Annotated in this window: 12 protein-coding genes; 8 read left to right on the top strand and 4 right to left on the bottom strand. The window is 36.6% G+C overall.

Going from position 1 to position 14,950, the window contains the following annotated elements; genetic code table 11:
- Positions 1-106: 106 nt before the first annotated feature.
- The 4 genes from IWC72_RS16595 (at position 107) to IWC72_RS16580 (ending at position 4,007) form a co-directional block, all read left to right on the top strand.
- Positions 107-964 carry an SdiA-regulated domain-containing protein gene (locus IWC72_RS16595; protein ID WP_194530537.1) on the top strand — a complete coding sequence of 286 codons (858 nt, stop codon included), beginning with the start codon at positions 107-109 and terminating at the stop codon, positions 962-964.
- 149 nt (positions 965-1,113) lie between these two features.
- On the top strand, positions 1,114-1,413 hold the full coding sequence (locus tag IWC72_RS16590) for a hypothetical protein (RefSeq protein ID WP_194527295.1): 300 nt from the start codon (positions 1,114-1,116) through the stop codon (positions 1,411-1,413).
- A 238-nt stretch (positions 1,414-1,651) separates the two neighbouring features.
- Positions 1,652-2,242: a DUF6515 family protein gene (locus IWC72_RS16585; RefSeq protein WP_194530536.1), complete on the top strand. Its 591-nt coding sequence runs from the start codon at positions 1,652-1,654 to the stop codon at positions 2,240-2,242.
- A gap of 214 nt (positions 2,243-2,456) precedes the next feature.
- Positions 2,457-4,007, top strand: coding sequence for an SDR family oxidoreductase (locus IWC72_RS16580; RefSeq protein ID WP_194530535.1), 1,551 nt, complete (start codon positions 2,457-2,459; stop codon positions 4,005-4,007).
- Positions 4,008-4,018: 11 nt separating this feature from the next.
- Here the strand turns inward: IWC72_RS16580 and IWC72_RS16575 are convergent, their stop codons facing one another.
- The 3 genes from IWC72_RS16575 to IWC72_RS16565 form a co-directional block, all read right to left on the bottom strand.
- Positions 4,019-4,630, bottom strand: a complete 612-nt coding sequence (locus IWC72_RS16575; RefSeq protein WP_194530534.1) for a DEAD/DEAH box helicase — start codon at positions 4,628-4,630, stop codon at positions 4,019-4,021.
- Between the two features lie 199 nt (positions 4,631-4,829).
- Positions 4,830-5,315, bottom strand: a complete 486-nt coding sequence (locus tag IWC72_RS16570; protein ID WP_194530533.1) for a hypothetical protein — start codon at positions 5,313-5,315, stop codon at positions 4,830-4,832.
- A gap of 143 nt (positions 5,316-5,458) precedes the next feature.
- The gene (locus tag IWC72_RS16565; protein ID WP_194530532.1) at positions 5,459-6,358 is read right to left on the bottom strand and encodes an EamA family transporter; all 900 of its coding nucleotides are present in this window, start codon (positions 6,356-6,358) and stop codon (positions 5,459-5,461) included.
- A gap of 226 nt (positions 6,359-6,584) precedes the next feature.
- Here IWC72_RS16565 and IWC72_RS16560 point away from each other — a divergent pair, with 226 nt between their 5' ends.
- The 4 genes from IWC72_RS16560 to IWC72_RS16545 all read left to right on the top strand — a co-directional run bounded on the left by IWC72_RS16560 (position 6,585) and on the right by IWC72_RS16545 (position 14,592).
- Entirely contained in the window at positions 6,585-7,799 is a 1,215-nt protein-coding gene (locus IWC72_RS16560; RefSeq protein WP_194530531.1) for a patatin-like phospholipase family protein, read from the top strand.
- A gap of 244 nt (positions 7,800-8,043) precedes the next feature.
- On the top strand, positions 8,044-11,331 hold the full coding sequence (locus IWC72_RS16555; RefSeq protein ID WP_194530530.1) for a P-loop NTPase fold protein: 3,288 nt from the start codon (positions 8,044-8,046) through the stop codon (positions 11,329-11,331).
- 323 nt (positions 11,332-11,654) lie between these two features.
- Complete coding sequence (locus IWC72_RS16550) at positions 11,655-12,923, top strand: DUF2130 domain-containing protein (protein ID WP_194530529.1); 1,269 nt, start codon at positions 11,655-11,657, stop codon at positions 12,921-12,923.
- 193 nt (positions 12,924-13,116) lie between these two features.
- Positions 13,117-14,592, top strand: coding sequence for a T9SS type A sorting domain-containing protein (locus IWC72_RS16545; protein ID WP_194530528.1), 1,476 nt, complete (start codon positions 13,117-13,119; stop codon positions 14,590-14,592).
- Positions 14,593-14,628: 36 nt separating this feature from the next.
- On the opposite strand, the gene IWC72_RS16540 is transcribed toward IWC72_RS16545, so the two are convergent.
- Positions 14,629-14,949 carry a DUF1330 domain-containing protein gene (locus IWC72_RS16540; protein WP_194530527.1) on the bottom strand — a complete coding sequence of 107 codons (321 nt, stop codon included), beginning with the start codon at positions 14,947-14,949 and terminating at the stop codon, positions 14,629-14,631.
- Between the last annotated feature and the right edge of the window lies 1 nt (position 14,950).

Below are 14,950 nucleotides of genomic sequence, written 5' to 3'. Positions count from 1 at the left end.
TTTGATAGTGGTTTATTGCCCTCAGTATCTAGAAAATATAGAATTCTAGGTACTGAGGTTGTTTTGATTTAATTAGAACTGGAATTAGATACAGAATATATTTGACATGAGAAAAACAAAAATTTTCACGGTTTTAATACTCCTATTCGGGCTTGCCCTTATAGTCATTTCTTTTAAGGACAGGGTAACGGAAATTAATAAGAATGGGTTAAGTTATGATGCGGTTGCCCGTTGGGAGTTACCAGCGCAATTAAAAGAAGTATCTGCTATTGAATGGTTGAGTGATACTGAGATTGCGGCCGTACAGGATGAAAAAGCAACTATTTTCATTTATAGCCTAAAATCAAAAAAGATAATACAAGAAATAGATTTTGGAAAACCAGGGGATTACGAAGGTTTGGTCATACGTCAAAAAGACGCCTATGTGCTTAGAAGTGATGGTACTCTTTACGAAATTAAGGAATATAAAAGTACAGCACCTGTTATAAACACGTATGAAACACCGTTTACTACAGACAACAATATGGAAAGCTTGGCACTTAACGTAAAGAAAAACGAATTATTGATGATACCCAAAGATCACGGTTTGGAATCAGATAGTTCAAAAGGCATTTATAGCTTTTCCTTGGAAACAAAAAAAATGAGTTCAGAGCCTATTTATACTATCGAAATGAGGGATAAGATTTTTAAAAATTTTAGACAATCTAAAATATACAAAACATTCCGACCTTCAGACTTGGAGGTGCACCCCATGACAGGTGAAATTTATGTATTAGAAGGTTCTAAGCCTAAATTATTGATTCTAGACTCAGAGGGGAATACTAAAAATGCGTATGAATTAGACAAACATATATTTCCACAACCCGAAGGCATTGCATTTAGTCCGGATGGAGTGCTTTATATTTCGAGCGAGGGAAAAAAAGATAATAACGGTACTATAACGGAGTTAAGGCTACATCAATAACAAGGTTTGCTTGCTTATGGCTATTAGGTGATTCGTCTATAACTTCTATGCGTGTATAGATAGAATAGGCTTATTGGTCTATAATCTTCTTTTTTATCCGGTTTGCCAGATTACTTTTGTACGCAATTAAACATATTAAACACAAAACCATGAAAAAAGTAATAGCCTCATTAGCCCTTTTAGCGGCATTATCTAGCTGTAACAGCGTAAAAAATATGGATACCTCCACCGCTTCACAAGCGGCATCATTATTAGGCTCGTTGAGTTCAAACTCAACGGTACAACAAGTAGCAAGTTTATTCAGTTTGTTGGATACGGATAATAATGACGCTATTAGCTCAACAGAAGCCATGGGGTCTGTCTCTGAAAATTTTGACACCTTGGATACGGACAACAATTCTAATCTTAACCTTACGGAACTACAAGGTATTCTTGCTTTGTTGAAGTAAACACATCAGTTTTTAGCAATGAAAAGGCGTATTCTTAGGGATACGCCTTTTCTTTTGCTCGGTATACTCAAAATAGGTACAATTTTCTATCTATAAAATCTACAAGTTGGTAGATAAAAAATATCCGCTCGTCTAGTTTTCATCAAATAACGCGCTTCCTCATTAAACCAGGCTTGAAAATTGTGGTCAAAGTAGTGATAGTATAAATGAAAGTTTAACCATTTAAAATTTAGAAATCATGAAAACAAATACTAAAACATACTTCGTATTACCATTGTTATTAATAGGATTCATTTTTGCGGGTACGGCCCAAACTAGGAAACGTTCCACAAAAACAACGACTACAACAACACGAACGGTAACGAAAAGTACCCCTAATAGGGTATCTAGTAAACGAGTAGTGTATAAAACCCCAAAAAAGAAGGTGGTTTCTGTACGAACAGTACCAAATAAGCGAGTAGTAAAATACCAAGGACAGAATTATTATTACTCAAATAACAGGTATTATACCTCTTCTAGAGGGCGTTATATTCCTATAGCTCCTAAAATCGGATTTAGAATTAGCACTTTGCCAACAGGGCATCACAGAGTTCGTTTCAACAATCATATGTATTTCAATTTTGGTGGTATTTTTTATTCCGAGGTCGGTAATGAATATGAAGTAGTGGAACCAGAAGTAGGGACTATAGTCTACGAACTGCCAGATGATTATGAAAGAGTAACGATTGACGGTCAAACGTATTACGAGTACGCTAATATTTTATATGAAAAAGTGCAGGTAGATGGCACTAGAGCGTATGAAGTAGTTGGGATTATTGATATGGAATAATTTAGATTTCCACAAGAAGCAAGCGTTTACCATTTTTGGTAAGCGCTTTTTTGTTTGGTATAGGTTTGTTTTCTGATGGAAGTCATTTATTAACCTTCTGTTCAAGATTGAAATAAAACGAGAGATTTGCATAATGCAAAGCGAATAAAGGTGTAATTTCGCGCGGCATAAAATGTGATCGGGTCGTGGTTTACTACGGATAAAAATAGGCAGTATGAAGAGTGAAGAATTGGATGATAACCAGGAGGTTTCTTTAGACGAGGTAAAACAAGCCATTGCTGTTCTAGAGCGATTGGTAGCGGACACCAATCAGATATTTGAAATTCCCAAAGAACAACGTACGGCCTTAATAAAGGTATCCGGACAATTGTCCCGTCCAAGTCGTGAAGAATTTTCCCGTAGAAAGAAAGATGCCAAAAAAGCCGCAAAACGTAAACAAGCCGCAAAAGATAGAAGTGCACGTAATGAAACCGGAATTCGGTATGCGCGTGAGGCTTCAGTATTTGTAGCGCCTAAATTATTGGCTGCTGCTGATCTGGCCCAAAAGCAAACTAAGGAACTGGAATCGCCTAGGGATTGTTACGTATGTAAGACCAAATTCACTAAACTGCACCATTTTTATGATACCATGTGTACGGAATGTGGAGACCTTAATTATGCCAAACGCTTTCAAAATGCTGATGTAAAAGGCCAAGTGGCCGTTATTACCGGTTCACGTCTTAAAATTGGATATCATATTTCTTTGATGTTATTGCGTGGTGGTGCCACCGTTATTGCTACCACTCGTTTTCCTGTAGATTCCGCTTTGCGTTTTTCCAAAGAGGAAGATTTCACGGAATGGGGTCACCGCCTAAAAATTCATGGACTGGATTTACGACATATTCCTAGTGTGGAGATTTTCTGTAATTACATTGAGCAGAATTATGAGAAATTAGATATTCTCATTAACAATGCTGCACAAACGGTTCGCCGTCCTGCAGGGTTCTATGCGCATTTAATGCAGAATGAAGAACGTCCTATTGAGTCCTTGCCAGAATATGCCCAAGGGGTACTTAAAGATCATATGAGTTGTTTGGATGAATTAACAACTTTGACTACCACTGCATCCTCCAATAAGAATATGCCAGTATCATGGCACGGTCCAGAACCTGGTATTGGGCTAAGGTCTTCTGCAAAATTATCTCAGATTCCGTATAGTTTTGATGCAAGTCTGGTTACCCAAGAAGTATTTCCGGAGAGTCAACTGGATGCAGATTTACAACAAGTAGATTTACGTAAAACCAACAGCTGGCGCCTAAAACTAGGTGCGATTGAAACTACAGAAATGGTGGAAGTACAGCTTGTAAATTCCGTGGCGCCTTTTGTACTGTGCAACCGACTTTCAGAAGTCATGAAAAAGGAAAATACGGGGCAAAAACATATCATTAATGTTACGGCTATGGAGGGTAAATTCCATCGGTTTTTTAAAGAATCGCGCCATCCGCATACCAATATGGCTAAGGCGGCCTTGAATATGCTTACGCATACCGCTTCTGGTGATTTGGCCAAATATGGCATTTACATGAACGCGGTGGATACCGGCTGGGTAACGGATGAGGACCCTGCAGAACTGGCCAAAAGAAAACAGGAAGTACACGATTTTCAACCACCGTTAGATATTGTAGATGGTGCCGCAAGGGTAGTGGACCCGCTTTTTGACGGTATCAATACCGGAAAACACTGGTGTGGAAAATTCCTAAAGGATTACTTCCCTATTTCTTGGTAATAAGCTTACAATTATGCTTTTACAGTTCTAGAGTGCTCCATAAAATGACTCTTTAGACGCTCCAATTGTGGATGTGGTTTTTCGGCATAAAGTACAAACTGACTCTTCTTTATACTGGCTGCCATTGCAATAAGGCCTGTAGACTCCTTTTTGTTGGAAAGGAATTCTGCATCGTCTACACTGATGATTTTCAGTTCGGAAATACTCACGCCGTTGGTCAAAAACAAGTTGTGAAGTGTTTTAGGTGTAGTGATCAACACATCTACGCCCATGTATATTTCGGACTTCTGAACGTCTATATGCAGTTGCTCATAACTGGCATAAAGTCGTACCGTACTGTATTTGGTGTATTCGGCAAAAGCATTGTAGAGTTCTAGCACTCTTTCTTTATTTTCTACAAGAACTACGGCTCTTGGCGCATCGCCAACGGCTTCGCATTTTAACTTCTGTAAAGTAGTCAGGATTAACGCGGTGGTTTTTCCGCTTCCTTTTTTAGCAAAAGCAAAGACATTGATACCACTTTTAATTACGGGAATGCTACTTTTTTGAAATGGCGTTGGCGTTTCTATTTCCAAACGCTCTAAATTTTCTAATAAGTGCGGGTGTAATTTTCTAAATGGCATATGCTAAATTTACTAAAATTGTGGTTTTTAAAGAAACCGGTTACGTATGCAAAGATAGGTACAACTACTGGGGAAAGTGAAATTTGTACGGGAACTTATTTTGAGGGTATCTGTGAATTATGGTAGGTAGCACCAAACTTGCTTGAATTCTATTTCTTGGCATTGGTTCTACATCAAATAGTTATCAGCTTGACACTGATTATCGCCTCCTTTTTATTTGAATCCACTGATTAATTTGCCATGTAACACCCCACAGCACTAATATGAGCATTACGATATTCAAAATAATCTGTAATATAAAACCCGAAGTATCAAGGCTGGGCTCATTTTCTATTGCGTATCTGTCGGGTATATTTTTGTGATGCCAAACCCAAATAGAATCGTTCATGGGTAGATAGAATGGCGTAGCATCATAGATTTTAAAGAAATGTCTATAATCATCTTTATCCTGTTTCCAAATAAAAATATCTCCTTCCGGTGAGTCCAAACTAACTTTTTCTTTAGGATTGTTATAGTGAACGTCGTAACCATACAAAGTAGAACTTCCTCCAATAGAAGTACCAACAATTGGCTGAATAGAATCTACTCTAACCTTTAGTTTGGTAAACTCGTTTTTATGATTGAGGTAAACAAACTTTTCCTTTAAATTAAGAACGGTAAAAGGGGTGAAGAAAAATAGAAACATAAAAAGGAGCGTGAGAATTACTTTTAAAACTTGTGATCCTTTTTTATTGATGTTGTTAGCCATAAAGAAAAACCAATATCTTGATGATGATTATATATCACAACGGTATTTATATATGGAATGTTATAGTCTCTTTATAACCCCTACGAATACAAAATCAAAAACACACCGATTAAAATACCGGCCAACGGCACCAACTTCTTGCGTTTGTTCTGTTCTTTAAAGATGAGTCCGCCTACCACTACGGCAATGATAATCTGGCTGCGTTTAATGGCGGAAAGCAGCATGATCAACGCATCAGGGTCTTGCAGGGCCTTAAAATAAAAGTAATCCGCTATTTGCAGGAGCATACCCACTAGAGGAATGGACCAACGCCACTTGAACGCCTTGCGCTTCTCCGCATTCGGAAACCAGGTGATGCTCAGGATTACCAATAGAATAAGAATGGTATAGAAACAAAACCAGAATTGCAGCGTCTGCGGGTTCAAGGTAAGACTCTGAATGAGGAATTTATCGTACAGTCCGCTGGAAGCCCCTAAAAAAGTAGCGCCGATAATAGCGAATATCCATTTGTTGCTTTTAAAATGAATGCCTTCTTTTTTACCGATTCTGGAATACAGCAGCACCGAAAAGATAATGAGAAAGAACCCTATCCACTGCCAGCCGTTGGGCTTTTCTTGGTAAATGGTAATCGCGCCGATAAAAGTAAAAAACGGACCGGCAGACCGTATGGGCGTCACAATGGTAATGGGCAGGTGTTTTAGCGCCTGATAGGCCAATAGCCATGAGGCCGCCATAATAGCGGACTTTATAAAAATGTATCCGTGGGTCTTTAAGGGAATATCGGTAACGAAGAGTTGTAAGTCCAACATCTTAGCGGGAAACCAAAGGGAACCCAAGTAACACGGCAGCAGCAATAAGAAACCCGAAGAAATGGTGCCCAAAAGCACCGGAAAAACCTCGTTGCCCTGAACGGCGTGTTTTTTGAGTAGGTTGTGAAACCCTAAGAATAAAGCGGCCAGAAGCCCAAGATACATCCACATAGCGGGCGCGAAGATATTGGTTTTTTAGGGTTTGAAAGGCATGTGAAAAGCAAGATTTTAAAAAAGCGGCCTCGTAGTTTTAAAGAACGTAAAATTGTTTTGCAGGCACGCGGGCGCTTACGCCAATTCTTGCTTTCTATTACGCTTTTCTGTAACCGATTACTTATTAAATTTTAATATATTTAGTGACTACAAAGCAGTGTTTTCCTGAATTCTGAATAACAAGATGTATAAAATTTTATCGTTAGACGGTGGCGGTAGTTGGGCCATAATTCAATTGCTTACCCTTAGGGACCGCTACGGGAATATGAACGGTCATGAGGTGCTGCGCAAGTTTGACATGGTAATCGCCAATTCCGGTGGTAGTATTGTTTTGGCGGCCTTGGCAGAGAATTATTCCATTGATAAAGCCATTAGCCTGTTCAAGGAGAAAGAAAACCGAGAACGCATTTTTTGTAAGAATGCCTTTTGGGACCGCTTTTTTCCGGTAGATTATTTACGGTTTTTCGGTATTGGATTTGGACCAAAATATAGTGCTACCAAGAAAATGGAAGCTTTTGAACATTTGTTTCCAGAAGTAGATAAGGTGCAGATGAACGAACTGCCAAAAATCATTGGCAAAGAATCCTTAAAAATTGTAGTTTGTACCTATGATGCGTTAAACAACCGCGCTAAGTTTTTTAAATCCTACGCCTTAACGCCTTCGCGCTATGATTCCGTGCGGCTTACACAGGCCATTAACGGTTCTTCCAATGCTCCCGTGCAGTATTTTGATTTTCCGGCACGGTTTAAAGCACAGGAAAGCGGGGTGTTTTTTGAACTTTGGGATGGCGCCCTTGGCGGTTTCAATAATCCTATTCTAGCGGGTATTATTGAGGCCTATAAACTAAAAGTGGACTTAAAGGACATACAAATTGTTTCCCTTGGTACCAGTAACCCGCTAATGTCTTCGGATAATAAAGAGACGTTTTGGAATTGGAAGCTAGACACCCAGCAACACCGAAGAAAGAAATGGGCTTTTCATAAATTCAAACCTCAGGTAAGCTTCTTTATGGAAACGGTTTTTAACCAAGCCAAGACCATTTTATACCAACCGCCAGATACCGCCAATTATATGGCCATGATGTTCTTTAAGGCCACAACGGGCAAAGATTTGAACAAAAGCATCATACGGTTATCGCCACTTATTCATTTTGATGATAAGCTCTCTACCGAAGCCGTACCGCTTATAAAACAACTCTATGCGCTAGATATGGATTTGACCAAAGATGCTCAGATAGACTTGCTCCTCCAATGTTTTGAGGCTTGGAAAACTGGAAAAATCTATAACCAACCTGTAGAATTTGAAGTGGAAAGAAATAATGATTTGTTATTTATTTCTGGCGATAGATGGTATCGAGATGGGATGGATAGATGGGTTACTTGGGAGACAAAGGTGTAATTATAACCACTTGAAGCTGCAGAAGATATTTATTTTTAAGGTTTTAAAGTATACATTTATAATACACGTAATGATCAACATAAAAATAACAATATTATGTGCATTACCTGCTATTAATAATGATTTTCAAGACTAATTTACACCTTAATTATACATATCTGTAATTAAATTTTTACTAATAATTGTAGATTTATCATTACAAATGTTTCCGTAATTATTAGTTATTAAAATAATACTATTAAGAATGACCAAACCAAAATACCCCATTTTCCTATCAGGAAAACCTTCAGGCAAAGACAAGATGGCTGGTGGCTCTCACAAAAAAACAGCAAAAATAATTACTCAAACCATAAAATCTGAAATTCTAGAAAAGAGAGTAATAGGACTGGAAGGAGAATGGGGCTCGGGCAAATCAAATATCATAAAAATTATTGAAGAGCAACTTGGTACAGATTATTATATGTTTATTTTTGATTCTTGGGGTAATCAGGAAGATTTAACAAGAAAGTCATTTTTAGAACAACTAATCAGTCAACTTTTTGATGCATCTTTTCTAACCGATACGGACAGGTGGTCAAAATTAGAAAATCAGCTACTTTCTAAAACTTCTACAACGCGTAAACAAAAATTTCCCAAAACTAAGTCATATTGGGTTTTGCTAACTATTTCAGTTTTATTATTGACAGGTTTATCTAGCGTATATGATAATGTCCTTGTTTTGAACAATGACCTACTACCTCAGTTTAATTTTGGCTCTTTTTGGAAACCCGTATTAGCTATTTATTTACTTCCTATAATATTTTTAATATGGGCGATTTGTCTTGGAGCTAAAGATTATTGCCGATTAAGGGCAGAAAATGAGGAAAAAGAGAATCGAAAAAGAGAAAGTAAATGGGATACATTAGGTAAAATATTCTATTGGTTTAGTGGTCAAGAAATTGATACGGAAGAGGTGGAAAACATATTAGAAGAAGAACCTTCGGTTAAAAAATTTAGAGATTACTTTTCTAAAATTGAACGCGGTATAACTCACAACCACAAAAAACTAGTAATTGTTTTCGATAATATTGACCGACTGGAAAAAGATAAAGTTAAATCTCTTTGGTCATCCATTCATACTTTTTTTGCTGACGATAATGATTCTGTAGACTCTTGGATTATTGTACCCTATGACAAAGCTAAATTAAACGAACACTTTGGTGGTAATGGATTTATTCAAAAAACATTTGCTATTAACTTCCGAGTGACACCACCAGTAGTAACACAATGGGAAGCATTTTTACAAGAATCCATTTCTGATGCTTTCGGTAAAGATATAATCACCAAAAAAGAGAAAGAATATATTATTAAACTCTTTGATATATTAGTTTCAGCTGAAACAATAAAACCAAGACAAATAATAAATTATGTAAATGATTTAACAGCTCTGTATCTTCAATGGGAAACTGAGATTACAAAGGGAGAAATTAAATTAAGATATTTGGCATTATTCATTTTAGTGAAAATTGAAATTTTAAAAAATCCTAATGATGAAATTCTATCTCGTAAATATTTAAAAGGCGCGGTTAATCAATTTGAAGATGTGGCTGAATTAGATGAATCCATATCAGCTTTGACATTTGGCGTTAATAAGAAGCTTGCAAACGAAGTACTTTTACTTAGAGAATTACAGATGATTTTGAGGGCAGGGGATGTGGACAAAATGCAAAATTATTTAGGCCATACTGCTTTTGATAGTTATTTTCATAAAGCATATTTTAGTATTGAAATTGTTGATAAAATAAACGGGCTAGCTAAGATATTAGAAGTTGTTTCGGAAAAATTTTCTAATGAGCGCAAACATTTATATTGGTCTGATTTTGCAAAAAAGATAGTGTCAGTGGATATCGTAGATGAGTTTAAAGAATTTAATGATAATCACAAAGCGATACTAAAAAACACTAATAAAGAAAATTGTAGAGCTATCCTGGTTAGGCTAATTAAGGAGTTAGAAGAGGGTATTAATCCGTTAGAGGGACAGGACAAGTATTATTCTCAATTATTAGAAATTGAGAAATTCATAAATGATGAGAAGATAGATATTAAATTTACATCGTTAATTAATCAAGTAAATCTTAATGTAGATTCATACTTAAAGTTTATTGCAATAGCAAAATATGATTACAAAAAATACCTAATAAAATGTACAAAAGAAGAGCTGTATAGTCGGTTCTTTACACCTAAAGATAACTTAGTTGTAAATGATGTTTATGAAGAGTTGGATAATCTAAAAATAATAAAGGAGGATTACGATTTATCGGATATCAACGATATTATCACGACAAAATTCAAGTCTTTAGGAGAAGCTGATAAAGATCAACTAGACAAAAGCTTACAAATATTGAAAAGTCTCTCAGTGAAACCTTTGCAACTAGAATTATCAGATGATTTTTTTAGTCAAATTTCATCTGAAAAATTGGAATCTGATGATATATTTATTGAAGGCCTTTGTATAGCAATTTCCAATTTTCAGGTTTCGCATTCTAATTCGTATACCTTCAATAATCTTTTACTTGGTTTAACGGATGAACAGATTACAAAAATCTCAAACAAAATAGAATGGTATTTTAGCTTTCAAGATTTGTTGGTATTGTTAGTTTCTAATAAAGTTGCAAGTGAAATTCCTCAATTAAAGAAAATAGCTTTGGAATTAACATTAGACATTGAAAGAGACTTCGTTTTAGACGTTAACTGGTCTCTTAAAGAATTTGATAAAATAGCTTTAAAGGTTTTTGACAATAAGAGAGAGTCGGTCAAATTTTTTATTGAAAAGCTAAGTGTAATGCATAAGTTATTTGATATAGATGTTAATCAAATTGCGAAAGGATTTTTTAAATATTTGAATTACTCGGAAATTATATTAATAGATTTGATTGCTCAAGAATCTCTTAAATACTTTGATGGTTTATTAAAGGAAGATATTCTTAAGTCTTTGCAAACCCACAATATTGATTTTAAAATATTCAAGGCTTTATTTGAAAATAACCTCATTCAATCTTTTTCTGATGCATTTTATAGTTCATACGATGATTATATCAAAGATATTGCTTCGGAGAATGAAGGAATAACTGAAATTGATTTCCTAAATAAATTACTAGACAATCTGAATACTAATAAGTTGAAGAGTACTTTTACAAGTGTCAGAGATATATTTATTAATCAAAGAGGAGAACTTGAAGAAGGTGAGCTTGAATTTTTTGTCAAAGGTCTAATTTATTATGGAAATCTCACTACAAGAGCGGAAGAGAGCACGCTCAAAATAATTATTCCTCTGATAAAGTCAGATAAAAATTTCAATTCATTTTTAGATAATAAAAATTTGTTGTTGCCAGTTATTCACCTTTCTAAGGAACATAGAGATACGGCCATAGGAGAGCTTCAATTAAGATATGATTCTGAGAAACATAAAAAGGATGAAAGAATGATAGAAGTAGCATCAGCATTAAATCTAAAAAAAGCTGATGATATTGAAAACAATATTTCCGATGAGTAATAATAGATATGATCTTTTATTTCAATCAGAAGATTCTAATTTGTGAGGAATAAGCTATGTTAAGAAGTTGCTTGTATTCAATTTAGCTTCAACTTTATAATTGTAGAAAACTATTAAAATTATTTTTCAATAACCCGGATTAAAAAATATCACGGCTTTTTTATTGTCAACACTTTTGGAGAAGGAAAATTTAAGAGAATAAAATACTCTTGATTTATGACACAATTTATGGATAGTATACTATAAAGAAGATGAGTCAAGAGAAGATAGTAGTGTTTATGAAGGTACATAAAAGCGAATATTTAGAGAATTAACAAGAATACATGAAAGAAGATACTCAAATAAAATGCCCAAACTGTGGCACATCAATAGATGTACAAGATATTTTGGCGCATCAACTTGAAGAAGAAATCAAACAAAAATATCAGTCTCAAATAGCAGTAGAGAAGAAACGTTATGAATTTGAGCAGGAGAAGCTGAGACGAGAAAAAGCGGAGTTTCTAGAGAAGAAGAAGCAAGAAAACGAGCTTTTTCAAGAACGTTTAGAGAATCAATTAAAAGAGGGCAAGAAAGAGATAGAATCTAAACTTAAACTCAAATTAAAAGAAGAACAATCAGATCAGTTTGATGCTTTGCAAAAAGAACTGAACGAGAAATCTGAGCAAATAAAAGAACTCAACAGAACCAAGGCCGAAATTGAAAAGCTAAAACGCGAAAAATCCGAGCTTAAAGAGATTGCAGAAGCAGAATCTCAAAAGAAATTGAACGAGATTCTTATCGCAGAGAAAGAGAAAATCAAAAAATCCGAAGAGGACAAAAATGAATTGCGTTTTAAAGAAATGCAAAAGCAATTAGAAGACCAGAAGAAGCTTACCGAGGAAATGAAACGTAAGCAGGAGCAGGGTTCTATGCAATTGCAAGGCGAAGTGCAAGAGCTGGCCATTGAAGAATGGTTGGCGGCGCAATTTCCGTTAGACAGTATAGAAGAAATCAAGAAAGGTGCCAGAGGCGGAGATTGTATTCAGGTTGTAAATACCCGTGCGGCCCAAAATTGCGGTTCCATATACTATGAGAGTAAACGTACCAAAGATTTTCAGCCCACGTGGATAGAAAAGTTCAAAGCGGATATAAGGGATAGAGGCGCTACTATTGGTGTTTTGGTTACTGAGGTTATGCCCTCCGGTATGGACAGAATGGGATTAAGAGATGGCATATGGATATGTAATTATGACGAATTCAAAGGCCTTTGCGCCGTTTTAAGAGAAACTATTGTTAAACTGGATACGGCCATTAGTTCCCAAGAAAACAAAGGAGACAAAATGGATATGCTATACACCTTTCTAACGGGAAATACGTTTCGCATGCAAGTGGAGGCCATTGTAGAAGGTTTTACCCAGATGAAAACCGATTTAGAGAGCGAGAAACGCTCCATGCAGCGTATCTGGAAACAACGTGAAAAGCAAATTGAGAAAGTGGTTACGAATACCATAGATATGTACGGATCTATAAAAGGGATTGCCGGTAACGCCATACAATCGGTTAAAGCATTGGAATTACCGGGTGGTGATGAGGATGATGAACTACTTTTCTAGCAGCATGAGAATCCTGTAGCTTATTTTGGAGATTATCATAAAAACTATGGTAACGGAAAACATAATAAAACCCTTCTAAACTATATTCAAAATCAAATTCATACAGCAACATTTGCTTGAAGTTTGCGTTAGATTAAAGCTTTGTTGAAGCACGTACGTAAATTGAAATATAGTCCCCAAAAAATAACCTACCATGAAGTTTTTATCCATTGTTTGGATGTTCCTAGTCATGTCCGTTTTCCCAATATTCGGTCAAAGTCCAGAAGAACTTCCTTTATTTTCAATGCCGCAATTGACCTATGAAGGTGCATTTCGTATCAGTTCACATTCCAATGGTGTTTCCAACCTCAACTACAATCAAGGACCCATTGCCTATAATTATGAAAACCATTCCCTTTATATTGTTGGTCATTCGCACCATCAAGCCATAGCGGAATATGTGATTCCAGAAATCGTAAAGAGTGAAACCCTTTCAGAATTGAATATGGTAGAAACGCCCATTCAGGTTTTTAGTTCCGTACTAACGAAAACAAATGACGGAAACCCTCAGAAAATTAATAGTGTAGGAGGGATGTATTATGTAAACCATGGCGGACAGGCCAAACTAATCGTGAACGGTTATGAATATTATGATGCACCGGCAGATAATACCATGACTACGGTAATCATTGAGGATGCCAATGCCATTGAAACTTCACCGGTTAGTGGTTATTATAGTTTTAAAGGCGGTGCCGGCCATACTTCTGGATGGATTTCCCCAGTACCGGAAGAGTGGAAAGAAGCGTTAGAAGGTTCACATATTACGGGTCAGTCCAGTGGAATCCCCATTATATCAAGGGCCAGTGTGGGGCCGTCTGCATTTTCCTTTGAAATGAGTGATGCTTTGAACGCGGTAACATCCATAGAAACCACTACTTTGTTAGACTTTAGTTTATCCAACCCCTTGAACAAGGATTTGAGCAACGAATCTAAAACCAACAATATCTGGACGCACCTATCCAGGGCCACTTATGGTTTTATCGTACCCGGAACCCGAACGTATTTGACCCTAGGCAATAGTGGCGGGCACGAAAGTGGCGTATGCTACAAGTGTACCCAAGATAATGGTAAACTATGTGGCGGATATTGCCCTCCTGTGGCTAGTGATAGGTATCAATACTACTGGCTGTGGGATATGAACGATTTAATGGCCGTAAAAAACGGAACGTTAAAAGCGTATGAAGTAATGCCCTATGATCATGGCTTTTTTGAGTCCCCTTTTCAAGAAACAGGAAATAAAGGTATTGGTGGCGGTAGTTTTGACCCCAGCACCGGAAACCTCTATTTGACGATACAAAGTGGCGACATGGAACAAGGTACCTACTCAAGACCACCAGTTGTGGCCGTTTATAATACCAATGGCAGTGTTTCCGAAAATGAAATCTTGGAACATGTAGAGGTAACCATGTATCCGAACCCCACTTCTGACATTCTTAATATTGAGGGAATGGTTTCAGAATCAGTCATTCAAATCACCGATATGAACGGAAAACAGGTTAAAAGTATTACTACAAGTGAGGCTTCTTATCCTTTTGATATGAGTAGTTTATCTGCAGGAATGTATGTGGTTTCCGTACGAAATGTTGCTAAGTTTACCGTACACACCGAAAAGGTGCTAAAAGTAGATTAAGCTGATATCAACTTACTAAAAGCGAACCTTAAAACCCTAAATTTTAGGGTCGGGGTTTAAGGTGTTTTCTCCACCATCCTGCACCAAAAGCATATTCATTGTAGAAGAAGCATGACGGTATTTTACGGCCTCTTGGTATTCAGGGTCCGCAAACCAGTCGTCTACGCTCTTTCTATTGGGAAACTCTAAAATTACCATCCTATCATTGTACGGTGTTCCTTCTACCGTAGAAACCGCTTCTCCACGCGTTAGGAATTTACCCCCGTATTTCTCCACTGTTTTAGGGGTTCTATCGGTATATTTTCGATAGGTTTCAAAATCGTGAATAGTCATCATTGCAATTACATAGGTAGCCATA

The organism is Zobellia roscoffensis (assembly GCF_015330165.1).
Taxonomy (GTDB): domain Bacteria; phylum Bacteroidota; class Bacteroidia; order Flavobacteriales; family Flavobacteriaceae; genus Zobellia; species Zobellia roscoffensis.
Note: the sequence above shows the minus strand (reverse complement) of the source record. Positions and strands in the feature narration are given on the sequence as shown.